Source organism: Corynebacterium curieae (assembly GCF_027570035.1).
Taxonomy (GTDB): Bacteria; Actinomycetota; Actinomycetes; order Mycobacteriales; family Mycobacteriaceae; genus Corynebacterium; species Corynebacterium curieae.
In genome coordinates this window covers 815,947-841,338 of sequence record NZ_JAKMUU010000001.1, presented here as the reverse complement: position 1 = coordinate 841,338, position 25,392 = coordinate 815,947, and the positions used below count along the sequence as shown (strand labels likewise).

22 protein-coding genes, 2 tRNA genes and 1 pseudogene are annotated in these 25,392 nt (G+C 58.7%); 15 read left to right on the top strand and 10 right to left on the bottom strand.

Annotated elements, in window-relative coordinates; genetic code table 11:
• Positions 1–133 precede the first annotated feature (133 nt).
• Positions 134–1,225: an alanine dehydrogenase gene (ald, locus tag L8V01_RS03875; RefSeq protein ID WP_269945816.1), complete on the top strand. Its 1,092-nt coding sequence runs from the start codon at positions 134–136 to the stop codon at positions 1,223–1,225.
• Between the two features lie 98 nt (positions 1,226–1,323).
• On the opposite strand, the pseudogene L8V01_RS03870 reads toward ald, so the two are convergent.
• Positions 1,324–1,706 (bottom strand): annotated as a pseudogene (locus L8V01_RS03870) (globin).
• Positions 1,707–2,717 (bottom strand): mechanosensitive ion channel family protein, encoded by a 1,011-nt coding sequence (locus L8V01_RS03865; protein ID WP_269945815.1) that lies wholly within the window; start codon positions 2,715–2,717, stop codon positions 1,707–1,709.
• Positions 2,718–2,859: 142 nt separating this feature from the next.
• Between L8V01_RS03865 and L8V01_RS03860 the strand changes: the two genes are divergently transcribed.
• Positions 2,860–4,017 (top strand): cystathionine gamma-synthase, encoded by a 1,158-nt coding sequence (locus tag L8V01_RS03860; protein WP_269945814.1) that lies wholly within the window; start codon positions 2,860–2,862, stop codon positions 4,015–4,017.
• Positions 4,018–4,050: 33 nt separating this feature from the next.
• Here the strand turns inward: L8V01_RS03860 and L8V01_RS03855 are convergent, their stop codons facing one another.
• Complete coding sequence (locus L8V01_RS03855; RefSeq protein ID WP_269945813.1) at positions 4,051–5,919, bottom strand: FAD/NAD(P)-binding protein; 1,869 nt, start codon at positions 5,917–5,919, stop codon at positions 4,051–4,053.
• Positions 5,920–6,121: 202 nt separating this feature from the next.
• On the opposite strand from L8V01_RS03855, the gene L8V01_RS03850 reads away from it, so the two are divergent.
• From L8V01_RS03850 to L8V01_RS03820, 7 genes are all read left to right on the top strand, one after another.
• Positions 6,122–7,777 (top strand): TIGR04028 family ABC transporter substrate-binding protein, encoded by a 1,656-nt coding sequence (locus tag L8V01_RS03850; protein WP_269945812.1) that lies wholly within the window; start codon positions 6,122–6,124, stop codon positions 7,775–7,777.
• 3 nt (positions 7,778–7,780) lie between these two features.
• Positions 7,781–8,797 (top strand): ABC transporter permease, encoded by a 1,017-nt coding sequence (locus L8V01_RS03845; RefSeq protein WP_269945811.1) that lies wholly within the window; start codon positions 7,781–7,783, stop codon positions 8,795–8,797.
• A gap of 55 nt (positions 8,798–8,852) precedes the next feature.
• Complete coding sequence (locus L8V01_RS03840) at positions 8,853–9,608, top strand: ABC transporter permease (RefSeq protein ID WP_420869455.1); 756 nt, start codon at positions 8,853–8,855, stop codon at positions 9,606–9,608.
• Positions 9,608–11,230, top strand: coding sequence for a dipeptide ABC transporter ATP-binding protein (locus tag L8V01_RS03835; protein ID WP_269945810.1), 1,623 nt, complete (start codon positions 9,608–9,610; stop codon positions 11,228–11,230). The genes L8V01_RS03840 and L8V01_RS03835 overlap by 1 nt, the downstream gene beginning before the upstream one ends.
• A gap of 30 nt (positions 11,231–11,260) precedes the next feature.
• Positions 11,261–12,475, top strand: coding sequence for an alkylhydroperoxidase domain protein (locus tag L8V01_RS03830; RefSeq protein WP_269945809.1), 1,215 nt, complete (start codon positions 11,261–11,263; stop codon positions 12,473–12,475).
• A 55-nt stretch (positions 12,476–12,530) separates the two neighbouring features.
• Positions 12,531–13,247, top strand: a complete 717-nt coding sequence (locus L8V01_RS03825) for an SDR family oxidoreductase (protein ID WP_269945808.1) — start codon at positions 12,531–12,533, stop codon at positions 13,245–13,247.
• A 74-nt stretch (positions 13,248–13,321) separates the two neighbouring features.
• Positions 13,322–14,095: a GntR family transcriptional regulator gene (locus tag L8V01_RS03820; RefSeq protein ID WP_269945807.1), complete on the top strand. Its 774-nt coding sequence runs from the start codon at positions 13,322–13,324 to the stop codon at positions 14,093–14,095.
• Here the strand turns inward: L8V01_RS03820 and pepN are convergent.
• On the bottom strand, positions 14,092–16,608 hold the full coding sequence (gene pepN, locus L8V01_RS03815; protein WP_269945806.1) for an aminopeptidase N: 2,517 nt from the start codon (positions 16,606–16,608) through the stop codon (positions 14,092–14,094). The two genes, L8V01_RS03820 and pepN, sit on opposite strands and share 4 nt — an antisense overlap.
• Before the next feature lie 98 nt (positions 16,609–16,706).
• On the opposite strand from pepN, the gene L8V01_RS03810 reads away from it, so the two are divergent.
• On the top strand, positions 16,707–17,330 hold the full coding sequence (locus L8V01_RS03810) for a mycothiol-dependent nitroreductase Rv2466c family protein (protein WP_269945805.1): 624 nt from the start codon (positions 16,707–16,709) through the stop codon (positions 17,328–17,330).
• 240 nt (positions 17,331–17,570) lie between these two features.
• Here L8V01_RS03810 and L8V01_RS03805 read toward each other — a convergent pair whose 3' ends face one another.
• Together L8V01_RS03805 and L8V01_RS03800 are read right to left on the bottom strand one after the other, a co-directional pair.
• The gene (locus tag L8V01_RS03805) at positions 17,571–18,173 is read right to left on the bottom strand and encodes an excalibur calcium-binding domain-containing protein (protein ID WP_269945804.1); all 603 of its coding nucleotides are present in this window, start codon (positions 18,171–18,173) and stop codon (positions 17,571–17,573) included.
• 194 nt (positions 18,174–18,367) lie between these two features.
• Positions 18,368–18,757, bottom strand: a complete 390-nt coding sequence (locus L8V01_RS03800; protein WP_269945803.1) for an MFS transporter — start codon at positions 18,755–18,757, stop codon at positions 18,368–18,370.
• Positions 18,758–18,891: 134 nt separating this feature from the next.
• On the opposite strand from L8V01_RS03800, the gene L8V01_RS03795 reads away from it, so the two are divergent.
• Positions 18,892–19,365 carry a ribose-5-phosphate isomerase gene (locus L8V01_RS03795; protein WP_269945802.1) on the top strand — a complete coding sequence of 158 codons (474 nt, stop codon included), beginning with the start codon at positions 18,892–18,894 and terminating at the stop codon, positions 19,363–19,365.
• Between the two features lie 95 nt (positions 19,366–19,460).
• Here the strand turns inward: L8V01_RS03795 and L8V01_RS03790 are convergent, their stop codons facing one another.
• The 4 genes from L8V01_RS03790 to L8V01_RS03775 form a co-directional block, all read right to left on the bottom strand.
• The gene (locus L8V01_RS03790; RefSeq protein WP_269945801.1) at positions 19,461–20,294 is read right to left on the bottom strand and encodes an aldo/keto reductase; all 834 of its coding nucleotides are present in this window, start codon (positions 20,292–20,294) and stop codon (positions 19,461–19,463) included.
• Positions 20,295–20,312: 18 nt separating this feature from the next.
• Positions 20,313–20,945, bottom strand: a complete 633-nt coding sequence (locus L8V01_RS03785) for a hypothetical protein (protein WP_269945800.1) — start codon at positions 20,943–20,945, stop codon at positions 20,313–20,315.
• Between the two features lie 117 nt (positions 20,946–21,062).
• The gene (locus L8V01_RS03780; protein ID WP_269945799.1) at positions 21,063–21,755 is read right to left on the bottom strand and encodes a nitroreductase; all 693 of its coding nucleotides are present in this window, start codon (positions 21,753–21,755) and stop codon (positions 21,063–21,065) included.
• Between the two features lie 137 nt (positions 21,756–21,892).
• Positions 21,893–21,967: transfer RNA gene (locus tag L8V01_RS03775), tRNA-Gly, on the bottom strand.
• A 133-nt stretch (positions 21,968–22,100) separates the two neighbouring features.
• On the opposite strand from L8V01_RS03775, the gene L8V01_RS03770 reads away from it, so the two are divergent.
• The 4 genes from L8V01_RS03770 (at position 22,101) to L8V01_RS03755 (ending at position 25,379) form a co-directional block, all read left to right on the top strand.
• Entirely contained in the window at positions 22,101–22,922 is an 822-nt protein-coding gene (locus L8V01_RS03770) for a DUF1542 domain-containing protein (protein WP_269945798.1), read from the top strand.
• A 134-nt stretch (positions 22,923–23,056) separates the two neighbouring features.
• A tRNA-Pro gene (locus L8V01_RS03765) sits at positions 23,057–23,130 on the top strand.
• A 90-nt stretch (positions 23,131–23,220) separates the two neighbouring features.
• A complete protein-coding gene (gene tig, locus L8V01_RS03760) occupies positions 23,221–24,576 on the top strand; it encodes a trigger factor (RefSeq protein ID WP_269945797.1) in 1,356 nt (451 codons plus the stop codon).
• Between the two features lie 191 nt (positions 24,577–24,767).
• A complete protein-coding gene (locus L8V01_RS03755; RefSeq protein WP_269945796.1) occupies positions 24,768–25,379 on the top strand; it encodes an ATP-dependent Clp protease proteolytic subunit in 612 nt (203 codons plus the stop codon).
• Positions 25,380–25,392: the final 13 nt, after the last annotated feature.

Below are 25,392 nucleotides of genomic sequence, written 5' to 3'. Positions count from 1 at the left end.
GCAATAACGGTAGTCATATAGGTTCGTGCTTTTTCGGCCTATGTGAGTTTCAGATTAGACACCCAGGTAAACGTGTGCTGCGTTACTCTAGAAATGTAAAAGTAATTTCCTGCACCTACAAGGAGACGGTGTAATGCGTATTGCGGTACCAAAAGAAATCATGAATAACGAGAACCGCGTGGCTCTCACCCCTATGGGAGCGCAAACCCTCGTTGCTGATGGCCATGAAGTGTTCATTGAAACCGGTGCCGGTGAAGGCGCATCCTTCCCCGATTCTGCCTACAAGGATGCCGGTGCCACAATTGTGGACTCAGCGGAAGAGACGTGGTCGCAAGCGGAACTGCTGCTCAAGGTCAAGGAGCCACTCGAGTCCGAGTACAAGTACCTGCGCTCGGACCTTACCGTCTTTACCTACCTTCACCTCGCTGCGGACCGCCCGCTGGCGGAGGCACTGGTAGAGGCCAATACCACCTCGATTGCCTATGAAACGGTCACCGACCGCCACGGTACTTTGCCGCTGCTGACTCCAATGTCCCAGGTGGCTGGTCGCCTTGCCGTTATCGAAGGCACCCACCACCTGCTGTCCACCCAGGGTGGCCGCGGTTTGTTGGTCTCTGGCGTTCCGGGCACCCAGTCGGCACGCGTCGTCGTGATCGGCGGCGGCCAAGTTGGTGCCTCCGCCGTTGCGATGGCACACGGCCTGCGCGCCGAAGTCACCGTGCTGGACCTCGATCCACACGTCTTGCAGCGCTTCGATGACCAGTACGCCGGTGGCGTGCGCACCTTGATCTCGGATCCAGCCACCATCGAGAAAGAGCTACAGGAAGCCGACCTCGTCATCGGTGCCGTGCTCATTCCAGGTTCCGCTGCGCCGAAGCTGGTGCGCGAGGAGACCGTGAAGAAGATGAAGAAGGGCGCAGTCCTCGTGGACGTGGCCATCGACCAAGGTGGTTGCTTCGAAAACTCGAAGAAGACCTCCCACGATGATCCCACCTTTAAGGTGCACGACACCTTGTTCTACTGCGTGGCTAATATGCCGGGCGCAGTGGCTAATACCTCGACCCGCGCGCTATCGTCTGCGACGCTGCCATACATCCGCGCGGTGGCCAAGGATAACCTGGATGCCGCCATCAAGCGCTTCCCAGGCCTAGAAGGTGGCGTGATGACCCGCGGCGGTCGTCTGGTGTCCGAGCCTGTGCGTAAGGCTTTTGACTGGGACGACTAAGCACCGCGTCGCATCCCGCGCGCTAGATAAATCATGAGCCCGGTTCCTCGTCGAATGCGGGGTCCGGGCTCATGTTGTGCGCGGGCGTCAACAGGCCGCTAGGGCGCTTTGTTGATCATCATGGCTGCTACGCGCTGCATGTGATCCCAGATCATTTCGCGGTAGGCCGGTGGAATAGTTTCTTCGTCGATTTCGGCGAGCGAATTACCCATTAATTCCAGCCACCGATCGTGTGCGGTGATATCGATGGGGTAGGGGCGTGCCGCATGCGCAGGCGCGGGTGGCCGCGGTTTTCAGAGAAAAGCTGCGGCCCACCCCAATACTGCGCCAAGAACCAGGTAAGGCGCTGCTCGGCGCCCTCCCAGTCGTTCTCGGGGTACATGGGGCCGATGACGTCGTCCTCTTTGACCTGGGAATAAAAGCCGTGGACGAGGCGCTCAAAGGTATCCATGCCGCCGACGGCCTCGTAAACAGAATCCATTTACTCTTCTTCTTCCTTGCGGGGATCGGCAATGCCGATGCCGTGCGGGTAGGGGGTCGTAATACCTTTAGTGTGCATGACATTGAGCACGCGGGACTGCAAGAAACGCTGAACGTCCCACTGTTTGCCCGGCAGGGTCTTGGTAGATACACGGAAGGAAACATAGTCTGGTTCGAAGCCAGACATGCCGTCCACGCGGGGCGTGCTGAGAATGAGCTTGCGTACCTTGTCGTCTTGTGCGGCTTCCTTGACGGCGTTCTCAATGACATCGCCGGCAACCTCTGGGTCATTAGAAAGACCCACTGGGATCTGGATGCGGGCAACCGAGTATTCATCCGAATGGTTGGCCACCTGGAGGATTTCGCCATTGCGCACGTACCACAGCGCACCATCGATATCGCGGACGGTAGTGATGCGCAGGGAGATGGACTCGACGTCGCCAAAGACGCCATTGCCCAGGTCAACCACGTCGCCGATGCCATATTGATCCTCGATGAGCATGAAGATGCCGGAAAGGAAATCCTTCACCAGCGCCTGGGCGCCAAAGCCGAGGGCGACACCGATAACACCGGCAGAGGCGATAAGCGGTGCCACGTTAACGTCTAGCTCATCCAAGATAGCAATAACGGCCCACACCCAAACGAAAATGGCGGCGGCGGAGCGGGCCACCCCGGCTAGCGTCTTAATACGGGAGGCACGCCGAACTTCGCGGGTATGGCGCATAGCCTCTTCTTGCTGGCTTAGCTCGGGGTGGTGGGACCGTACCTTAAACTTCTCGCGGAAGCGCTGCTTATCCAGGCCAGTGGATTTGATGCTGTTGTCAGCCACCTTGTTGATGATGCGGTGGAGCAGCCAGTGAGCGATTATGGCCAGGATAAGGATGATGGCGATGCGAATAGGGCGCTCGATAAGCCAGCTTTGCACCTTCTCGTCATTCCAAAAACTAGAGACGGACTCGACGGCCGAGTCCTTGGTGGAAGCTGCGGAGGCTAAGAATTGCGTATTCATCATTCTTTCTTAGTCGTGGACAATATGAACCGCGCCCATTGTAAGGGGCGCGCCTGAAAGCGCGACGAGTTCCAGGGTAGGGACTGTGAAAATAAATACCCATCTCTCCGTAGGAAATGAACAGCTTAGTCTAGACTGTGGTGCTATGACTGAACGCAGCACGCAGAACCTGGCTCAAGGCTTTACGTCCCGTTCCATCCATGGCGGCTACCACCCAGACCCGCACATGGGCTCCATCAATGTACCGATCTATGCATCGACCACGTTCGCACAAGACGGCTTGGCACAGCTGCGTGGTGGCTTTGAATACGGCCGCGTGGCCAACCCCACCGTGCGCTCGCTCGAACGCACGCTTGCCGCGCTTGAAGGTGCCGAATACGCCCGCGTGTTTTCTTCCGGTATGGCCGCCGCCGATACGCTGATTCGGATCTTGGTTCGCCCAGGCGATCACGTCATTTTGGGCAGTGATGCCTACGGCGGGTCCTACCGCTTGCTTAATGATTTCACCGAGTGGGGCGTGGAGATGTCCATCGTCAACACCAGTGATACTGCCGCGGTTGCCGACGCGGTCAAAGACAATACCAAGCTCATTTGGCTGGAAACGCCCACCAATCCGGCGCTAAATATCACCGATATTGCCGCGGTGGCCAAGATTAAGGGTAACGCGCAGGTGCTGGTGGACAATACTTTTGCCACGCCTTACCTGCAGAACCCGCTGGAACTTGGCGCGGACCACGTGCTGCACTCGACCACCAAGTACTTAGGCGGTCATTCCGATGTGCTCGGTGGTGCGGTGGTTACTAATGACGCCCACGTGGACGAGCGGCTGCTCTACTTCCAAGGCAATGTGGGTGCGGTGAGCTCGCCTTTCGACGCCTACCTCACCGCCCGCGGCATCAAGACCCTGTCGGTGCGCATGGATCGCCACTGCGCCAATGCACAGAAGGTAGCGGAATTTTTGCAGGGCCGCCCCGAGGTTAAGCAGGTGCTCTACCCCGGGCTTAAGGACCATCCGGGCCATGAGCTGGCAGCACAGCAGATGCGTGGCTTTGGTGGCATGATGTCCGTTCGCTTCCATAGCGCAGAGCATGCCAAGCAGATCTGTCTCAATACGCGGCTTATCTGTCTAGCGGAATCGTTGGGCGGGGTGGAATCGCTCATCGAGCACCCAAAGAATATGACTCACGTATCCGCGGAAGGGTCCGAGCTGGTGCCGCCGGAGGATCTGGTGCGCATCTCCATCGGCATTGAAGACATCGATGACCTGCTCGCGGACTTGGAACAGGCCCTCGACGCGCTATAGGCCTCGGCCCTTAGCCCATAGCGCGGGTGGTGGCTAGGAGCGCACCACGGCGAGGAGGGAACCAGCGGTCTTGTCGGTTTCCTGCAACATGAGTGGGTCGGTGCCCGGCATCGGGGAAATGGTGGTATCCGGCCACTGGGAATAGGTGGGTATGCCCACGATGTGCAGGCGTGCGTCCAGCTCGCCGTTCGGGTGAACAGTGCGGCGGGTAGCCCCATCGGTCTCTGGGGAGCCGGTGGGTTGGCCGTGATCGGGGAAGGGGCGCACGCGGCCGGAATCCACCAAGCAGCGCGTCATGGCATCGCCGGCGGTGCGGATATCGGGGCGGTGCATAAAGGCGTCGACAAGCGTGGGCGCAGAAGCCGAGCGCGGGCCGGAGGTCAGGGTAAAGTGATCGGCCTCGATGGACACGGTGGGGTGATCGCCTAGGAAGTGGGCCAAGCCGGCGTCGACCAGCGCGAGCAACTGGCGCACGCGGAAGAGTGGTGGGCCGGAGCCGATCATCTGGCCAAAGGACATGACCTGACTGTAGCGGCCGGTGCGGGACTCGCGGGTGTAGCGGCCCTCTGCGCCAAGGATGGAGGCCGGCTTGCGCGATTGCGATAGCGACCACAGCGCGGCTTTGATAGGAGAGTCATGGCCGGCGGCGGCCTCCCGGATATCACCTTCCATGGACTGGGCAATGTGCTCGGTGAGCTCATCGATGTCCCCGGTAAACCCGGCAATCTGGTACATGAGATCGTTCATGTCCCACGGTTCGGTGACCATGGGCGCAATGGCCGCGCCCAGCTCATCCGGGGCGGTAGCATCGATGGTCTCGAGGATTTCCGTGCGTGGGCGCAGAAGCGACTCCGGGCGCACGCGCTCCAAGGTAGTGATATAAGCCTCGTAGCTGTCGCGCGCAATGGCAGGCCAGACCTGGGCGTCGAAGTCGATGTCCTGGGTGCCGCTGAGCTTCGCAATGACGTCCTTCAGGCGGCGGCGCGGCATGGTCGGCGGCAGCTCGCCGTATTCGGACTTAGGGTGGTAGGGGTAGCCGCGGCCGGAGGAAATAATGAAATTGGGTTCCTTGCCGCAGGGCTCATAGCGCAGGCCGGAGCGCGCGGAAGAATCCTCCACGAACGTGCCGCCGCGCTCGATGGTGGTTAGCGCCATGATGTCATAAAAGCCCATGCCTAACCCGCGCACCAGCACGTCCTCGCCGCCGGGAATGGCCGCATAGTCTTGCTCTACCGGGTTATCAGGGGCAATCCAGGTCAGGCCGGAGGCCGCTAGCCGCTTTTCCTGTTCGTTGTATTCCGGAACCATCCAGCCATAGGCCAGCACCGTGGCATCGGCACGCACCTCGGAGCCATCGGCCAGATGGAGCACGTCTACGCCCTCGTCCTCAGTGATGGTCTCCAACCTGCTGAAGTGATTAACAGTGGAAATGCTCTTAGGCAGGCGCGCGATGACCACGTCATAAACCCAGCGCAGGTATTCGCCATAAAGAGCGCGGGAAGGATTTGACTCCGGGCGGGTGGCGGCAAGCTCCTCGCGGTAGTCCTCCGCAATATGTGCGGCCGGAGGATGCTGCTCAAAAAGCTCGCGCTTGGCCGCGGGGACAGTATCGCCATCGCCGCGCAGGAGCTTAATCCACTCGTACTGAATGGGGCCTTCGAGCACAGGGGCATCCACTGTGGAGCCGGGCTCGGTGAAAAGGGTGACCGCGCCGGCGCGGGTATTCATGCACAGGGTTTTGGTTTGATCCGTTCCCCAAATGCGGCCGGCGCCATGCTGGGCGTCATCAATGAGGTGGACGGTAATGGGGTCGCTGGAATCGTCCATGCGGGCGGAGAGGCGTTCCAGGATGGAAATGCCGCGCGGGCCCATACCGACGATCGCGATAGCTGGAGTAGACATACTTTCTATCGTGCCACATTCAGACCTTTCCAGGAACATCGGACCCGGTAGTAAGAATAAAATAGACCAGAAGGTCTATAAGCGGATTTATGAACTGTTGTTTTGCCAGGTAATGAGGTAGACAGTCCGGTCTTGTATTTGAGAGAAGGAGTGTGGTCTAATGGGCGAGTACTACTTTAGACTTAAAGGAACTCGAGCTTTTATGAAGCAACTTTCTCGGCTCCTGCGGCCTGCGGCCGCGGTCCTGGCCAGCAGCGCGCTAGCTCTCTCGCTAACCTCGTGCGCCACTACTACCCACGCCGCGGAAGATGGCATGGTCACCTATGTCGAGCCCAATATGTTCAATAACCTCTATCCACCCTCCGGCGGCTATTACCCTAACGGCGGCGTGCTCAATAACATCACGGACCGCCTGCTTTGGCAGGACCCGGATACCCTCGAGCTGCACCCGTGGATTGCGGAGGAGATGCCCAAGGCAAATAAGGACAACACCGAGTTCACCTTCAAGATTCGCAAAGGCGTGACCTACTCCGATGGCTCCCGCCTAGATGCTGCGAACGTGAAGAAGAACTATGACCTCTATGCCCTAGGCGATGAAGACCGCATGCTCACGCCTTCGGAGCAGCTGCCCAATTATGAAAAGTCTGAGGTTATTGATGACTACACGGTGAAGTTCTACTTCAGCGAGCCTTCCCCGGGCTTCCCGCAGTCCACCTCCGTGATGAACCAGGGCCTGCTGTCTAACGCCACCCTGGATCTAGATGACACCGGCTTCGCGCCGGGCAACGCCACCGAGATATCCGGTTCTGGGCCCTTTGTTATTGAAGAAGAGGAATTGGGCACCAAGTTGGTGCTCAAGAAGCGGGAAGACTACGACTGGGCGCCGCCGGCCCGCAAGGATCACCAGGGCCCAGCCGATATTGAGGGCATCAATATCGTGCTCGCGGCCGAAGACTCCGTGCGCGTGGGTTCGCTTGTGGCCGGCCAGTCCGATGTCGCGCGCCAGATCGAAGCCCCCGACGAGAAGCACCTGAAGGATCAATACCTGCAGATTTTCGCCGCGCCCACCCGTGGAGTGAACAATAGCTTCCACTTCCACTTCCGCCACCCACTCTTGGCGGATAAGCGCGTACGCCAAGCCATCATTCACGCTATCGACCGCGATAATATCCTGGATACCCTCTTTTCTGATTCCTACCCCAAGGGCACGTCGATCCTGGCCAAGACGGCCATTGGCTATAAGGATCAGTCCACGAACTATAACTTTGATCCAGAGGAATCTAAGCGCCTGCTCGACGCCTCTGGCTGGCGCCCAGGAGAAGATGGCATCCGTGAAAAGGATGGTAAGCGCCTTTCCGTGACCTTTAATGAGGCCGTCCCGCAGCCGCGCTCTAAAGAAATGTTCACCAAGGCCCAGGAGATGTTGAAGAACGTCGGCATTGAAGCCAACCTCAACCCAGGTGATCGTTCCGCGCAACAAAAGGCCATGAAGGACCAAGACACCGTGCAGGTGCGCCACACCATGACCGGCCGCGCCAACGTGGACACCTTGGCAACGTGGCTGGATGGCACCGGGCGCAATTCTTTCCTCAACTATGACGAGAAGACCGATAGCTTTGGCGATGAGAAGCTGCAGAAACTGGTGAAGGACTACTTCGACCTCAGCAGCGAAAAAGACCGCCTGGCCATGACCGGCAGGATGCAGGACTACCTGTCTGAGCAGGCCTATATCCTGCCCATGTTTGAAGAGCCGCAGGTCTACGGTTTCCAGCCCTATATCGAAGGTTTTAGTACCGAGGCCATCGGCCGCCCATCGTTCTATGCGGTAGACATCAACCCCACGGAAGGGGAGGACTAAACCATGAGCCTGAAAACCATTGCCCTGCGCATCGGCCAAGCCGTACTCGTCATCTGGGCAACCTTCACCCTTTCCTTCATTCTCTTGGCGGCCTTGCCTGGCGATGCCGTCGCTTCCCGCTATGACAACCCCAACCTAGGACTCAACGCCGAGCAGCTGGCCACCATTCGCGAAGTTTACGGCGCCGATGAACCGATCTTAAGCCGCTACTTCAGTGCCCTCGGGGGATTCCTTACCGGTGACTTTGGCTTTTCTGTCGCCACCGGTGCCGCCGTATCGGAGATGCTGGCAGATGCCCTGCCCTCAACGCTGGCGCTGGCCGTCCTCGCCTTCCTCGTAGGCGTGGCCCTAGCTTTCCTCGTAGCAATTGTCTCCACCTTCGGCCCATTTTCCTGGCTGCGCAGCTTCTTCCGTAGCCTGCCTTCCGTTATGGTCTCCCTGCCTACCTTCTGGATCGGCATCATCTTGATCCAGATCTTTTCCTTTGGCTTAGGCTGGGTACCGGTCATTGGCGCGAGCGACGCCCAAAACCTCATCCTTCCGGTAATCACCCTCGCCATTTTTGTAGCCGCGCCGTTGGCACAGGTCCTGCTGCGCTCCATCGATGAGGTAATGGATATGTCCTTCGTGCAGGTGGTGCGTGCCAAAGGCGCTAGCGGCGCCTGGTTGCTGTGGCGCAATGTCCTGCGTAACGCGCTACTGCCAGCGCTGACCATGGCCGGCCTTACCTTTGGTGAGCTCGTCGGCGGCTCCGTGGTTACGGAAGCGGTTTTTGCTCGCCACGGCATCGGCGCGCTGACCGTAGATGCGGTGGCCAACCGCGATACCTCAGTGCTGCTGGCCATTGTGGTGCTCGCCGCCACCGTCTTTGTTCTCATCAATCTCATTGTGGACCTGCTCTACCCAGTGCTCGACGTGCGCCTGCGCGAGCGCGAGCACGACACTGCATCTGGCAGCCCCGCTGCCACCACCACCGACACCGACACCCCTGCAACGCACGAGAAGAAGGTCCAAGCATGAAGCTCAAATCCACACAGCTGAAGCTCACCCCGGGCAACATACTCTCGCGCTTATTGTGCTGGGCGTCGCGGTGCTTTGCGCGCTGTTCCCGCAACTGTTTACCTCCCAAGACCCGAACCAGGGAGGTGACACCACGGCGCTGCTCCAACCTAGCTTCCAGCACTGGTTCGGCACCGATGCCGTCGGCCGGGATCTCTATACCCGTGTGGTCTACGGCGCGCGTCAGTCCCTACTCGGCGCTCTGCTGGCCGTACTTTTCGGCCTCTTCGTCGGCACCATCTTGGGCATTATTGCCGGAGTGCGCCGCGGCTGGATCGATGTCGTCATTATGCGCATCGTGGATGTGCTGCTGTCCATTCCCGGCCTGTTGCTCTCGCTGTCCGTCATCATTGTGCTCGGACACGGCATCTTCAATGCCGCCATCGCCGTTGGCATTACCTCCGTGGCCACCTTCGCGCGCCTCGCGCGTTCCCAGGTGCTCAGCGTCGCCGGCTCCGATTTCGTTGAGGCCGCCTATGGCTCCGGCGGTTCTTCCTTCCAAGTGCTGGTGCGCCATATTCTTCCCAACTCACTCACCGCGGTTTTCGCCGTAGCCGCCCTGCAATTCGGCCTGGCCATTTTGCAGCTAGCCACCCTCGGCTTCCTCGGCTATGGCGCTCCGCCCCCAACCCCGGAATGGGGCCTGCTCATCTCTGAATCGCGCGACTACATCGCCACGGCCGGCTGGCTGACCATCGCCCCTGGAATCGTCATCGTCGCCGTGGTCCTCGCGGCCAATCACCTCAGCCAGACACTGCGAAAGGCGGCCTAATGTCCCTGCTTAGCATTAGTGATCTATCCATTACCTACCGCACCGCCCATGGTGAGGTGGAGGCGGTAAGCGGCATGGAGCTGGAGGTAAACCCCGGTGAAATGACTGCCATCGTTGGCGAATCCGGATCCGGCAAGTCCACCTCCGCCATGGCCGCCATTGGCCTGCTGCCGGATAATGCCTCGATTGTTTCCGGCAGCATTACTTTCGACGGCCGCGACGTCACGCAGTATTCCCAAAAGCAGTGGCGGGAGCTGCGCGGTCGCCGCATTGGTTTGATCCCGCAGGATCCGAATAATTCGCTCAACCCGCTCAAGACCATCGGCGCCGCCGTGGAAGAGGGCATGGCCATCCACGCGCAGGGCGATAAAGCCTCCCGCAAGAAGAGGGCTTTGGAGCTCTTGGAGCGCGTGGGCATCGATGATCCGCAGCGCCGCTATCACCAATACCCACATGAGCTTTCCGGCGGAATGAAGCAGCGCGTGCTTATCGCCGCGGCTGTGGCATTGGAGCCGGAGCTCATCATCGCCGATGAGCCCACGTCCGCGCTGGATGTCACCGTGCAGAAGATCATCTTGGATCTCCTCGATGAGATGCGCGAGGAGCTGACCATGGGCATTCTCTTTATCACGCATGATCTGGCCGTGGCGGGCGACCGGGCGAATAACATCGTGGTGATGGAAAAGGGCACCGTCCGCGAGTCTGGCGTTGCCGCCCGCGTCCTCACCGATCCCCAGCATGCCTACTCCAAGCGCCTGCTTGCCGACGCCCCCTCGCTCACCGCCCCTACCCCCTCACAGGCCGCATCTCCGGTGCGCGCCGCCGCGTCAGCACAGCATGAAACCTTGCTCGAGGTGGAAGGACTTAGTCAACACTTCGGGGATTTTACTGCCGTGGATGACATTAATTTTTCCGTTGCCCGTGGCACCACCCACGCCTTGGTAGGCGAGTCCGGTTCCGGTAAGACCACGACTGGGCGTGCTATCTCCTTGTTGAGCACGCCGACCTCCGGCAGCATTCGCTTGGCCGGTGAAGACATCAGCACTGCCCGAGGTACACGCCGCCGCGAGCTGCGCCGCTCCATCCAGATGGTGTACCAAAATCCCTTTGGCTCGCTCGACCCGCGCTTTAGCATCGGCGATACCATCGCCGAGCCGGTGCGCAATTTCACCGGCGCTTCCAAACGCGATGCCCGCGCGAAGGCACGGGAATTCCTCGATTTGGTGGCCCTAGATTCCTCTATGGCATCCCGCCGCCCCACCGAACTCTCCGGCGGTCAGCGCCAGCGCGTGGCCATCGCCCGCGCCATGATCATTGAGCCCGAACTCGTGGTGCTCGATGAGGCCGTGTCCGCGCTCGATGTTACCGTGCAGGCACAGATCCTGCGCCTGCTTGATGAGCTGCAGCGCGAGCTGGAGCTTACCTATATCTTCATCTCGCACGATCTTGCGGTTGTCAACCAGATCTCCGATACCGTCTCCGTGCTTTCCCGCGGCAAACAAGTGGAATCCGGGCCGACAGCCCAGGTCTTTGCACAGCCGGAAACCGACTACACCCGCCAGCTGATAGATGCCATCCCCGGCTCCCGCTACCGTGCCGGGGACCTAAACTTGGGGCTATAAACCCCGCCCCAGAAAGGTTGGATTGAGGATATGACCGATATTATTAATGAACTTTCCCACGCCAGCGCCGAGGTGCAGCGGCTGCGTCGTGCTCGCCACGATGCGCAGGAAAATGCGCAGCTGAGTTTTAGCGCTTTGCTAGAACCCGCGGAACCAGGCGAATTTTCCTATGCCGAGCGCTATGCCGTAGCGGCCTTTACCGCCGCGATTTATCAGACCGGCGAGGCTGCGGACTTCTATTTCGATCTACTTAGCGACGAAGCCGATGCGGACCTCGTCGCTGCCGTGCGTACCGCTAGCCAGCGCGGCGTGTCCACCGGCCCGTATCAGCAGGGCGACTTCCTTATCTTTGGCGATACCGCTGCAGGGAGCGTATTGGGTGAGCGCTTGGCCGCCGCCCTCGATTGGGCCCACCTTTTGGCCTTCCACCCGAAGGATGCCTCTCCGGAGGCGATTGGGCACCTGGATTCCGCCGGATGGTCCGCTACGGATATCGTCAGCTTGTCTCAGCTGGCGGCCTTTCTGGCCTTCCAGCTACGCGTGGTCCACGGCCTGCGCGTACTGTCTGGCGAGGACTCCGCTGCCCGCCCCGCAGCCGAGCGTGCCGCTGGTGTAGCCGACCCAGGCTGGGAGGCTACCGCGAATACTCTGCAGCCCGATACCGTGTTGCCAGACCACTTTGTCAACCACTCCCTGGGGTGGAAGCCCTGGGTAGAGGCCTTGGCGAAGAAAGACTTTACCGATGCGCATACCGATGCCCTTATCAAACCAGAACGCATCGACTCCGAGTACTTCCGCCTACTCGCCCGCGACCCCGCTGCCTTGAAGGCGCGTACGTTGACCGACCTGGACATCTTCTATAACACCGAAGGCGGCCTTTCCCGCGCGGACCGCGAACTCGCCGCCACCGTGGCTTCGCGCTACAACGGTTGTGAGTATTGCGCCTCTGTACACCAGGCGCGGTGCGTCCAGGAAGGCGGCGATCGTGAGATCGTTGACCGCCTCTTGGACGAAGGCATCGAAGCGGACCTCGGATCCGAAAAGTGGGACCTTATCCGCCGCGCGGCCGTAGCGCTGACCGAAACCCCCTTTGCCTTCGATGCACAACTATGCGCGGACTTGCGCACGGTCGGATTCGATGACCAGTCCATCTTGGACCTCATCTACGCCTCGTCCTTCTTCAACTGGGCCAATCGCTTGATGCTTACTCTGGGCCAGCCGGATGTGCCCAAGCGGTTCCGTTAGCCGTTGATAACCGGGCAGCGGTAACGAGGAGGAAGGTTCCCTATGATGGGGTGGCATGACTAATTCTTCGAATGCCACCGCACAAGCTAGCCCGGATACCGAAGCTCCGCAGAGGGTCGCCGTTGTCACCGGCGCCACCGGCGGCATGGGCCGGGAAATTATTGCCGATTTGGCACGCGATCACCACGTCTACGCTTTGGGCCGAAGCGCGGCGGATCTGCCCGAATCGCCCTCCATTACGCCGGTAGCCATTGACTTGGTAGCCGGACTTGATGAAGGCATGGCGCTGCCGGAATTGGATCGGGTGGACGTACTCGTGCACGCCGCTGCGCGGGCCACCAAGTATTCTGTGGAAGAAGCCACGCCAGAAAACTGGCGCGCGCATATGGATCTCAATGTGCATGCTCCTGCTGAGGTCACCCGCGCCCTTCTTCCGCAGCTGCGCAAGGCCGAAGGCACCGTAGTATTTATCAATTCTGGTGCCGGCCGACATAGTTATGGCGATAACGTAGTCTATGCGGCCACGAAGCACGCGCTCTATGCGCTGGCAGACGGATTGCGCATCTCTGAGCCGGGCATTCGCGTCTCTTCCGTAGCGCCAGGGCCTACCGATACTCCGATGCTGCAGGGTCTGCAGGACTACGATCCCTCACAAGTTATCGCGCCAGCCGAGGTGGCCCGTGCCATTCGTACCGTGGTGGACGCAGGGCCTACTACGCAGCTGACGGAACTCCAGGTCAGGCCGCGAATTGAACTTAATTTGCGCAAATAGCAGTGCGAGTTTTGGTAACACACATCACACATTAATGGGGTTGAGGTTCAGTTTGTCCACTACACTCGAGGGCCGTGACTTCCCAAAGCCCTAAACGGCCCGCCTATCTCCTTATCTCCGATTCCCTGCGCGAAAAGATTGCCCGCCATGAACTAGCGCCCGGTCAGCGTTTGCCTACTGAACGCGAATTAGTTCAAGAATTTCATGTCGCGCGCATGACCGTGCGCCATGCTTTAGACATCTTGGAAGTAGAAGGCCTCATCGATCGCCGCCGCGGGCGCAGTGGCGGCACCTACGTGCGCACGGTTGCCCCTACGCTGAGCCTAACCAGCAAAGAGGGGATCGTCACCCAGCTGCGCGAACAAGGCCACGACACCGTCGTAAGAGTGGTATCGGTAAACAAGGAGCCTGTGGCAAAAGGCGCGGCTGCGGTGCTGGCGGTAGACGAGTCCACCTTTGTATGGGAAATCAAGCGATTATTTTTCGTTGATGACGCACCCGTGGCCCTTTCGCGCTATACCATCCCAGCCTCTATGGTTCCCGACCTCGACCAGTGTGACCTGCACGAATCCATTATGGAAGTACTAGCCGGTTATAACTTGAAGCCCGCGTTCAAACGCGAAAATATTAGCGCCGCCACCGCTCGCATGGAGGAACAGAAATTACTGCAGGTGAGCCGTTCGCACCCACTGCTTCGGTTCGTGCGGCTGCTAAAAGATGAGGCGGGGAGAGCCATTGCCTATATAGAGGCGTCTTTGCGCTCGGATATCGTCAACGTAGAAGCGATAATGGGGGATGAACCCGCGCCGGAGCCGAGCACGGGCCGCGGCGCAGGAGAAAATACTTAACCAGCGTCTATTTGGCGGTTGCGCAGCGCGCGGGCCACGCGGTCGCGCTGCTCGGTTACCGTGCGGCGCAGACCTCCGGGCAAATCCTTATCCAAGAAAGCATCAGCACGGTCCAGGCCTTTCTGGGTGATATCCCAAGAAGGGAAGAGGCCCGTCACGGTGGTCAGCGCCACCTCAGACGATTGGGAAGCCCATACCTTTTCCGCAATATCGAAGAACTCGGCGGTGGGGAGGAACTTATCGGCATGCGGATAGAGCAAACCCTCTAGTTTGGAGGTTAGCTCGCGGTTGGTGAGGTTACCCGCCACGATGTCCTCCCATACTGTGCGCTTGTTCTCCGCGGTTGCTACCGCGGCACGGGCGCGCAGGGAAGAGTAATAGCCGGTAGCGGAATTATCGCGCTCAAGTTGCGCATCCGCGGCGGCAGGGACGTCGTCTACCTGGCCATCGGCGGCGAGTGCAGCCAGTGCGGACCAACGCAGCCCTGCATCCGCAGAAGATTCCAGTACGCCGCGCAGGTAGTCGCGCGCACTATCGTGCAGACGAATTTTTGCCAGCGCCTGGGTGCAGATGATGGAGCGTTGGGCATCGGTGCTGCGGGCGCCGTCGAGGAGGGCGTCGGCAAGCAGGGTGCTTTGGGCGGCCCACTGTGGATCGGCGTAGTTCTTCAGCGCGCTAGAGGCCTGCAGGACAATGCGCTCGAGGACTGCAAGCTCGGTCTCGGCCTGCATGCCGCGGGCTACCAGCTGGATGAAATCGCGGGCGCGCATATTTCCGGCGCGGGTCATCTCCCACGCGGTGGACCAGCACAGGGTGCGGGCCATGGGATCTGCAAACTTATCGATGTTATCCAGCAGGAACTGCAGTGAGCCCGGATCCAGCTCGATAAGGCAGTAAGTCAGATCATCGTCATTGGGCAGCAAGAAATCGATATCGGCCAGTGGGCGGCCAATGAGCTCAGGGATCTCGGTGGAGGCGCCATCGATATCCATCTCGATGCGTTCGGTGCGCACCACCCGGCCTTCCTGCAGGTTGTACAGGCCCACCGCTACGCGGTGGGTGCGCAAAGTATCGCCGCTCTGGGTGAGATAGGCATGAGTGATGTTGCCGGATTCATCCGCGTTGAGCGCTACGCTGAGCGTATTGATGCCGGAGGTCTTCAGCCACTGCTGCGCCCAGAAGGAAAGGTCGCGGCCGGAGGCATCTTCGAGGTGGCCCAGCAGATCATCAAAGGTGGCATTGCCCCACGCATGGGCGGCAAAGTGGCGGCGCACTCCGGCGAGGAAGTTTTCGCGGCCGACATAGGCCTGCAGTTGCTTCAGCACGGAAGCGCCCTTGGCATAGGTGATGCCGTCGAAGTTCTGCTCCACGGTCTCGATATCGCTGGCATCGGTGGAAATCGGGTGGGTGGTAGGCAGCTGATCCTGCTGATACGCCCAGGACTTCTCCACATTGGCAAAGGTGACCCATGCAGTATCGTATTCGGTTTCCTCCGCTTGGGAGATAGCGGCGGACCAAGTGGCGAAGGACTCGTTGAGCCACAGATCATCCCACCACTGCATGGTGACGAGGTCACCGAACCACATATGGGCTAGTTCGTGCAGGATGGTGTCTGCGCGGCGCTCGTACTTATAGTGCGTGGCCTGGGAGGTAAAGACATACTCATCGCGGATGGTGACGCACCCGGCGTTTTCCATCGCGCCGGCGTTGAACTCGGGCACGAAGATCTGGTCATACTTGCCAAAGGGATAGGGGAAGCCGAAATTGCGGTGGTAGAAATCAAAGCCCTGCTTGGTTTCGGTAAATAGGCGCTCGGCATCGAGCGCATCGGCGAGGGAGTCTCGGCAGTAAATGCCTAGCGGCACCTCTAGTTTTTGGGCCGGCTTGCCTTCCGGGTGAGCGGTAAGCTCGCCGCGCCAGGTATCGGTGACCTTGTGGTAAGGGCCGGCGCATAGGGCTACCAGGTAGGTCGATAGTGGGTAATCGATGGTCGTACTGGCTACATCGCCTTCCCAGTTTACCGGGCCATTGGTGATGATGGACCAGTCTTCAGGCGCCTTGAAGTGCAGCGCATAGGTGGCCTTCATATCCGGTTGGTCAAAACAAGCAAAGACGCGCTTGGCGTCGGCGGTTTCAAATTGCGTATAGAGGTAGACCTTGTCATCGGCGGGATCCACAAAGCGGTGCAGGCCTTCGCCGGTGCGTGAATAGGGGATCTTGGCGGTGACTTCCAGCGCGTAATCGGCCACCTGGAGGCCGGATAGCGGAATGCCGTAGGTGGGATTATAAGAATTCGTGGGCAGCGGATTGCCGTTAAGGCGTACCTCGTGCACTTCTTCGGCGCGCAGGTCGATGAAAGTGGAGCCGATCTCCCGCGAAGTGAAGCTCACCTTCGTAGTGGAGAGGAAATGGGTATCCGAATACTTGAGGTCTAAAGTGACATCGTAATGGTCCACCTCGATCATCTGGGAGCGTTCTGCCGCTTCCGTGCGAGTAAGGTTTACGGAGGTCATAGCCTAAATTCTCCTTCTGTACCGAAAATAGTTCTGCATCCACAGTAGTCCCGTGCCTAGGCTGGTGGGGCAAACTTTTATCAATCAAAGGAGTAATCATGGCTGATGCAGTAAAGTTCTGGTTCGACGTATCCTGCCCCTTCGCTTGGGCCACCTCTCGCTGGATTAAAGAGGTAGAAAAGGTCCGTGATATTGAGGTCGAGTTCGAGCCGATGTCTTTGTCCGTGCTTAACGACGGCCGCGATTTGGACCCCAGCTACATGGACATGATGAAGGCCAACTGGGGCCCAGCACGCGTCTTTGCCAAGGTAAAGGCCGAGCGTCCAGAGAAGGTAGACGAGCTCTACACTGCGATGGGCACCCTGGTTCACGCCAAGGGCAATGGCGGGCGCACCGGCTTTGGCGGTTATGACGACATCATCGCGCAGGCCTTAGCGGAGGTGGATCTTCCCGCCGAGTTTGCCGAGGTAGCCAATACTGAAGACTATGACGAAAAGCTGCGCGAATACCACCACAACGGTATCTCTTCCGTGGGCGACGAGGTAGGAACCCCGGTTATCAAGCTGGGCGAGACCGCTTTCTTCGGTCCAGTCATTACCCGCATTCCTACCGGGGAAGAAGCAGGTGAGCTTTTCGACGCCTCCCTGCGCCTTGCCCAGTACCCATACTTCTTCGAACTCAAGCGCTCCCGCACCGAGATGCCGCAGGTGGAGGAGAGGTAAGCCAAAGCGAGGATCATTACTCATCACACGCTCCAGTAGAAGGCGTTGGTGAGTCAGACCCTTCTGCCGTAGGAGCATGGGGGCTAAATTGCCCACTCTTGCTGCTGGATTCGCGGGGCTGAAATGGTTGCGATCTCAGCAGCGGTAAGCGGAGAAGCTAAGGGATGCCGGTAGGTAGGGCGTGGTTTCCCTGCCTGCTCCTACTTAGTCTTTAATTCTCCGCATAAATCGGGGAATGCATTATCCCGGATAGGATTCGCAGCCCACACCGTCGCCGTCCTCATCTCGTGCTGGCGAGTAGTCGGGGTCGCCAGGATAGACTTTGTGCCCAATTTCGGCGCAGGTTCGACCAGATCCACCACCGGCTGGTGCTGGGTCGTTTTGTTGCTCGGCCGGCGGTGCTACGAATTGCTGTGCAACCTGTGGGGCCATTTCATCTGAGCACTGTTGAGTCCAGCCGGAGGTGCCGTCCGAGAAGAACGTCGTGCCGCGTTCATGAATTGAGGGGTCTCCACAAGAGGAAACGGTCTTTTCCGCAGGAGCTTGCTCAGCTTGTTCTTCCTCATCTGAGTAGCCCAATGCAGCGTTCGGATTATCGTGTACGTGGAGATCGTCATCGTCGTGCTCATCTTCTTCGTCAGGTTCTTCGACCTCTGATGGAGGCGTAACCTCGCTAGATGAGGAGGTAGTGACACTACTTGTCGAGCTAGTCGTAGAGGACGTGGTGGTGCTCGACGGACTACTGCTGGTCGTGCTCGAAGTGGTCTCGGAGCTTTCGCCTGAATCGCTACATGCTGATATCAAAAGCGTGGTTGTAACGAGAATGGGAAGTAGCTTTTTCATGCTCTAGTCCTTTGAGGGAGAGTTTCAGACTTTACTAAGAGGCTACTTGATTCTTAGCAATTTCCTGTCCTGTTTTGGATATGAATCCTCTGATTTCTAGATTTAAAGCGATGGTTAGCGGTGACCGAGTTGATCTTTGCCGGCAGCCTAAAAGCAAAGGGGGAGTTTCCACCCAAAGAATCTGTTTCTTGTAGCTACTGGGTGCTCTTTTTGCGCCGGCGCAGCTGAATTGCGGCCCCGATGCACAGTGCGATGGTCAGCGGGGTCAAGATGAATGCCGGCAGACCTGCGATATTGATAGAGGGAAGTTCCATGCCGGCCTGAAAGTCGTCCCAAGCGACGACCACCCAGGAGGCCCACGAGACTCCAGCGAGAAGCGCGATAATGCCGGCAGCTATTGCGCCTCCATTGGCCCGCGGATTACCGCGCACCTTCTGCGCAATCCACCATGTGCCCAAGCCCGCATGGGCCAACGTTGCTAGGATGCTGGTGATAAGCGGCAAAAGGAAGCCTCCGCCGCCGAAAACCTGGATAGCTAATAGGATGATCCAGGCAAGTAGGCCGCCGCCGTAAAACACGAGCACTGGTCTGGTTATAGGAATAGCTTTCCTCCCTTATTGTGTTGCCATGTGCTCGCGAGCTTATCAGGAATATGTAATGCGAAACAGGGTGGGCAGTTAGCCTCCTCAACGCGCGCTGGGCCGGTAGGATGTGGGCCATGCGCGTATATCTAGGAGCAGACCACGCAGGTTTCGAAACCAAGAACCTGATTGCTGAACACCTGACCAAGCAGGGCCACGAGGTTATTGATTGTGGCGCCCACACCTACGATGCCGAGGATGATTACCCGGCATATTGCATTGAGGCTGCACAACGCACCGTCAATGATCCAGGTTCCCTGGGCATTGTGCTCGGCGGTTCTGGCAATGGCGAGCAAATTGCTGCCAATAAGGTCAAGGGTGCTCGTTGCGCCCTGGCTTGGTCCGCAGAGACCGCCCGTTTGGCCCGTGAACACAATAACGCCCAGCTCATTGGCATTGGCGGCCGCATGCACACCGAGGAGCAAGCGCTGGAAATCGTCGACGCCTTCCTAGATCAGGAATGGTCCCGCGCCGAGCGCCACCAGCGCCGCATCGATATTTTGGCGGAATACGAGCGCACTGGTATCGCTCCTGAGCTGCCGGAGGCCTAAATCCGGCATATCAAACGCCGCGGACCCTACGGGGATCCGCGGCGATTCTTTGTGCGCTTCGGCAAGTTTGGCCGACACGGCCGTGGCACTAAGCTTTAGGCGTCATTCATGTCATTCGGGTGCGGGCCGCCGCGCCCCTCTTCGCCCTCATCCAAAGCAGTGATGGCGGCCATCTCTTCCTCGGTTAGCTCAAAGCCGAAGACGTCGAAGTTCTCCGCGATGCGCGAGGGGGTAGCGGACTTGGGGAAGAGGATCACGCCGTTTTGCAGGTGCCAGCGGATGATCACCTGTGCCGGGCTGACATCGTGCGCAGCAGCGGCGTCGGTGACCTCGGGGGCCTCCAAGATATCGCTCTTTCCCTGGCCCAGCGGGCCCCACGCCTCGATGGAGACGGTATGGGCGCGGAAGGCATCCAGCTCGCGCCAGCGCTGCAAATAAGGGTGAAGCTCAACCTGATTCACCGCAGGCTTGACGTCGGTCTTTAGCTCCAATTGCTCCAAATGCTCCAGCTCGAAGTTGGACACGCCAATGGACTTTGCCTTGCCTTGCTTTTGCAACTCAATGAGTTGCTTCCACGCCTCGACGTACGTGCCCTTTGCAGGCGTAGGCCAATGGATGAGGTAAAGATCCACATAATCCAAGCCGAGTTTTTCCAAAGACTCATCGAGCGCCGCGGCGGCATCGGTCTGGCGGTCATTCCACAGCTTGGTGGTAACAAAAAGTTCCTCGCGCGGGATGCCGGAGTTGGCAATAGCCTTACCTACGCCTTCTTCATTGTCATAGATTGCGGCGGTATCGATATGGCGATAGCCCACGCGCAGGGCCTCAGCTACCAGCTCCTCGGTCTTGTCCGGATCCATTTGGAAGACGCCGAAGCCCAGCTGTGGGATGGTATTGCCATCATTAAGGGTGATGTTAGGTACGCTCATGCGTCCCAGACTACCTATCTACTGCAGCGGGCCGAGCGTGATGAATTTATTCCACGTCTCCCACTCATCCTGCAGGCGGGCGCGCTCATGGGGTGGGTTAGCCGTGTCGTCGATAAGCGAGGCATCAATCATGCGCACGCCATTATCAAAGAACAACGCGGCATGCCCCGAGGCGCCATGGCGCAGCACCGGCACCAGGTTCAACCCATCGAAGGACAGGCGAGCATTGGGCCGCACATCGAGCCCAGCAATAGCGGCGAGCGTGGGAGCCAAGTCAATAGGGGAGACGAGCTCATTATTCTCCCCGCTTTCTGCCACGCCCGGCCACAGTACCGACATCGGTGCATTCCCGCCCAGCAAAGAGCAGATGGCAATAACGCCCTTAACCTGGTCGAGCTCCTCTACGCTGGGCTGCTCTAGCAAGCGAAAGACATCTGCGCCGGCCGGCTGCGTATCCTCGCGCACCTCATAACCCACGCCGGCAAAGACCTCACTGATGCGCGTGGTGGCCTGGCGCTGCGGGTACTGGCCGGTGAGCGTACCGCGGCGCGAATCCGCATACTTTTCCGAAGGCACCCACGCATTCTTAAAGCGCACGCCGCGCAGTGCGGACTCGGGGGCATGGTCAAAGGTCGCAAGAGTGATATCCATGGCCATAATTCTAGGCTTGCCGACGCCCCCTTTCGGCGACCTTCTCTTATTTACTTCCGCCCCTGGCCGTTCGCTGAGCTGATTGGCTGAAAGTAGGTCTCTGGTAGGGCTGGACCCCTAATCGAGGTCCAAGCCCTCGATGCCGTGGATCGTTATGGTTTCCGATAGCGGCGCGCGGCCTGGATCCGTCTTGAAGACCGGGCTCGATTCATCGGCAGTACCAAAGGTGATGGCGGTGACTAGCTTGTAGTCCTCGTCCACGCCGAGGAATTCACGTGCGGTTGGCACAATCAAGGAGATCATGCCCTGTGGGATGCCGTGATATCCGTGTGCTTCCAGGGAAAGCAGGAAGTTTTGGGTGTAGGTTCCCTGGTCAAAGGCGGCACGGATGCGGTCGCCCATCGGCGGGATAAAAAGAAGCACCGCATGGGGTGCGCCAAAGAAGCGCAGGTTTTCGCGGATAAACTCCATGCGGCCTTCTTTATCCTCGCGCTTAATACCAAGCAGCCCGTACATTTTGGCGGCCAACTCTTGAGATCGCTTGGGATGGACACCCTCACCATAATCGGTGGTGAAATCCGGGCTGAGCCCGTTGGTATCGAATTCCTCAATAAGGGCGGCGCTTAGTTCTTTGAGTGTTTCCCCGCCTACGAGGTGGACATTCCACGGCTGGGTATTGGAGTTAGACGGGGCGGATTGGGCGTCTTCCAGAACCTGCTTGATGTCTTCTACCGGCATGGGCTCCGGCAGGAAGGCGCGGGGAGAATGGCGATTGCGGATGAATTCGGAATACTTATTGGCTGAAGTCATGCGCGCCACCCTACACATCGCCGCATATTTCTGCCTTAAAACAAGTGTGGCCAGCTGGGAATGGGGGCTTAAGCCGGAATGGGCGGGTCAGGGGTAGGTAGAAAACGAAAATCGCCCACCTGAAAGATGAGCGAAATTGGAGGGAATGACGGGAATCGAACCCGCGTCTTCAGCTTGGAAGGCTGAGGTATTAGCCACTATACGACATTCCCACAGAGCGCTATTGAAACGCTGCGCCATACTTTAGCGCACACAGGGCCAAAAAATAAAATGGGCAAGGCATAGGGAACTGAATGGCCGCGTCAACCGTTGGTTCAGCGAGACTAAACCTCGTTAAAGAAAGCGATGATTTCTGTGAACGTTCTTCTTGTGGCAATCGTGCTGGGCGGTGGAGCTTGGCTAATTTCCTCGCGCACCTCCAAAAAGAAGCGCGAGGAGCGTGAAGCAACGCAGCTTGCGGACGCCCAGGCTGATGCCCGCCGGTGGATAGAACGTCTCGGCGGCCAGGTAATGCAGATTTCTGGCACGGATACTGCTTCTCAGCAAGCGATGGCGGACGCCTCGGAGCGCTTTACCGCGGCGAATTCCGCGATTGCGCAAGCAACGACCGTTAAACAGGCCAATCTGGCCCGTGAATCTGCATTGGAGGGAATGCATTACGTTAATGCCGCTCGCGAAATTATGGGTATGAACCCGGGGCCGGAACTACCTCCGCTGGAAGGTCAGCGCGCGGCTGGCAAGGTCACTGAAAAGCGCACGGTAGAAGCGAATGGTCAGCAGATTACTGCCTCTCCATATGCTTCGGCGGATACCCCGAACTACTACCCAGGTGGCACCGTGGCAGGGCGTCCGGTTCCCGCTGGTTGGTATTCCCGTCCGTGGTGGGCAGATGCTTTGCAAACCGGTGTGTGGATGATGGGCTACTCCATGATGTTTAATGCGCTCTTTTCTGGCATGTCTGGCGTCGGTTACTCCGCGGCGGCCGCGGAAAGCGGCGCTTGGGGCGGTCCCGATGAAATGGGCGGTGGAGATTTCGGTGCCGACGGCGGCGATGCAGGCGACGCTGGCGATATGGGCGGCGGTGATGACGGTGGCGGTTTCTTTGACGGCCTGACGGATGGTGATGGTGACGGTTTCTTTGATGGAATGTTTGATTTCGATTTTTAGCCGGAAACCTGTCAAAAATGGCTGCTAGGCTGCGGTGATGCCGTTTAATGGGGGTCCGTTTAGGAGATTTAAAACGGACACGGTACACTGTCTCAGGTATGCAACGCAGCCAAGGCAACTTGGTGGCCTACATACGGGGCGTGGCGCAGTTTGGTAGCGCACCTGCTTTGGGAGCAGGGGGTCGCAGGTTCAAATCCTGTCGCCCCGACGTATGGGGGTCTGGAAATGCCCTAATAAGGATTTCCGGACCCCCTTTAAGTTTATGTACGTAAAACAATGAAGCCAGGGAGATTCACTCGTGAAGACCACCGTAGACAAGCTGAGCGATACCCGCGTTAAGCTCACCGTCAACGTTCCGTTTGCGGAGCTGGACCAGGAAATCGATCAGGCTTACGCGGCAATCGCGCAGCAGGTTTCTATTCCAGGTTTCCGTAAGGGCAAGGCACCGCGCCAGCTTATTGACGCTCGCTTCGGCCGCGGCCCCATCCTGGAGCAGGTTGTCAATGACATGCTGCCTTCCCGCTACGAGCAGGCAGTGAAGGAAAACGATCTGAAGGTCATCGGCCAGCCGGACGTTGATATCTCCAAGATCGAGGACAAGGACTTTGTGGAATTTACCGCAGAGGTTGATATCCGCCCAGAGTTCGAGGTTCCGGACTTTTCCAAGATCTCCGTTACCGTTCCGGCCCTGAAGGCTGACGAAGAGGACGTCGACAAGGCTCTGGAGGAGCTGGCTGAGCGCTTTGGTGAGCTTAAGGACACCAAGCGCAAGATGAAGACCGGTGACTACGCCATTATCGATATCACCGCTGAGATTGACGGCGAAAAGATCGAGGACGCCTCTACTGAGGGTCTGTCCTACCGCATCGGTGACGATGACCTCATCAAGGGCTTGGATACCGCCCTGCGCGGCATGAAGACCGGTGAGGACAACGAGTTCACCTCCACCATTCAGTCTGGCGAGCACAAGGACGAAGAAGCCACCATCAAGGTCCACGTTCAGCAGTCCAAGGAGCGCAAGCTGCCGGCTATGGACGATGAGTTTGCTCAGATGGCTTCCGAGTTCGACACCATGGACGAGCTGCGCGAATCCACCAAGACCCAGGTGGAGGAGACCAAGAAGGCTGAGCAGGCGGCACAAATCCGCGATGAGGTTCTGAAATCTGCACTGTCTGAGGTTGAGTTCGAGCTGCCGCAGTCCGTTGTAAATGAGCAGGCTCACTCTCAGCTGCACCAGATCTTGGGCCAGCTGGCTCACGATGAGAAGGCTTTGGCTCAGCTGCTCGAGGCACAGGGAACTTCCCGTGAAGAGTTTGATAAGCAGACCCACGAGCAGGCGGAAGAGTCCGTCCGCACCCAGCTGTTCCTCGACGCCGTGGCGGAGCAGGAAGAGCCGGAAGTCTCTCAGCAGGAGCTGACCGACCACATCCTGTTTACCGCACAGTCCTACGGCATGGATCCGAACCAGTTCATCCAGCAGCTGCAGTCCAACGGACAGATTGCCAACCTCTTCTCTGACGTGCGTCGTGGCAAGGCACTGGCTGCCGCTATCTGCCGCACCACCGTTAAGGATGAAGAGGGCAACGACGTGGACGTTGACCAGTACTTCGGTGAAATCGAAGAGGAAGACAACGACGCTACCGACGCGGAGTAAGCCTTTTCTTTGAAAGCCCAGCCCAATGGCCGCAAAAGTGCTTTATGGGCTGGGCTTTTGCCATGTCTAGCGGAGGAGGCATGGCCACAAGTTCGGGCCAAACGCTGATAGCGAACAGTGCCCACAACCACTGCCACATTAAGTAGTGTGGGGGGCATTAGAGATTAACCGTCCTCAAGGAGACTATTCGAATGTCTAAGAAATCTGACCAGCTTCAGATGAACAACCCCTCGGGCTCCGGCCTGAGCTTGGGAGATAGCGTTTATGAGCGCCTCTTGCATGAGCGCATTATCTTTTTGGGCACCCAGGTAGACGATGAGATTGCCAATAAGCTGTGTGCGCAGATCCTGCTGCTATCCGCGGAGGACCCCACTCGCGATATCTCGCTTTACATCAACTCCCCGGGTGGCTCCGTTACGGCCGGCATGGCCATCTACGACACCATGAAGTACTCGCCTTGCGATATCGCTACCTATGGCATGGGCTTGGCAGCTTCCATGGGGCAGTTCCTGCTTTCCGGCGGAACTAAAGGCAAGCGCTTCGCACTGCCACACGCACGTATTATGATGCACCAGCCTTCTGCTGGTGTTGGCGGTACTGCTGCAGACATCGCTATCCAGGCTGAGCAGTTTGCACAAACAAAGCGTGAGATGGCCGAGCTTATTGCGGAGCACACTGGCCAGACCTTTGAGCAGATCACCAAGGACTCTGACCGCGACCGTTGGATGACTGCACAGCAGGCTAAGGAATACGGCATTGTCGACCACGTCATCGAGTCCGTTAACGGCCCACTGAGCAACTAGGGAATAAGGAGAA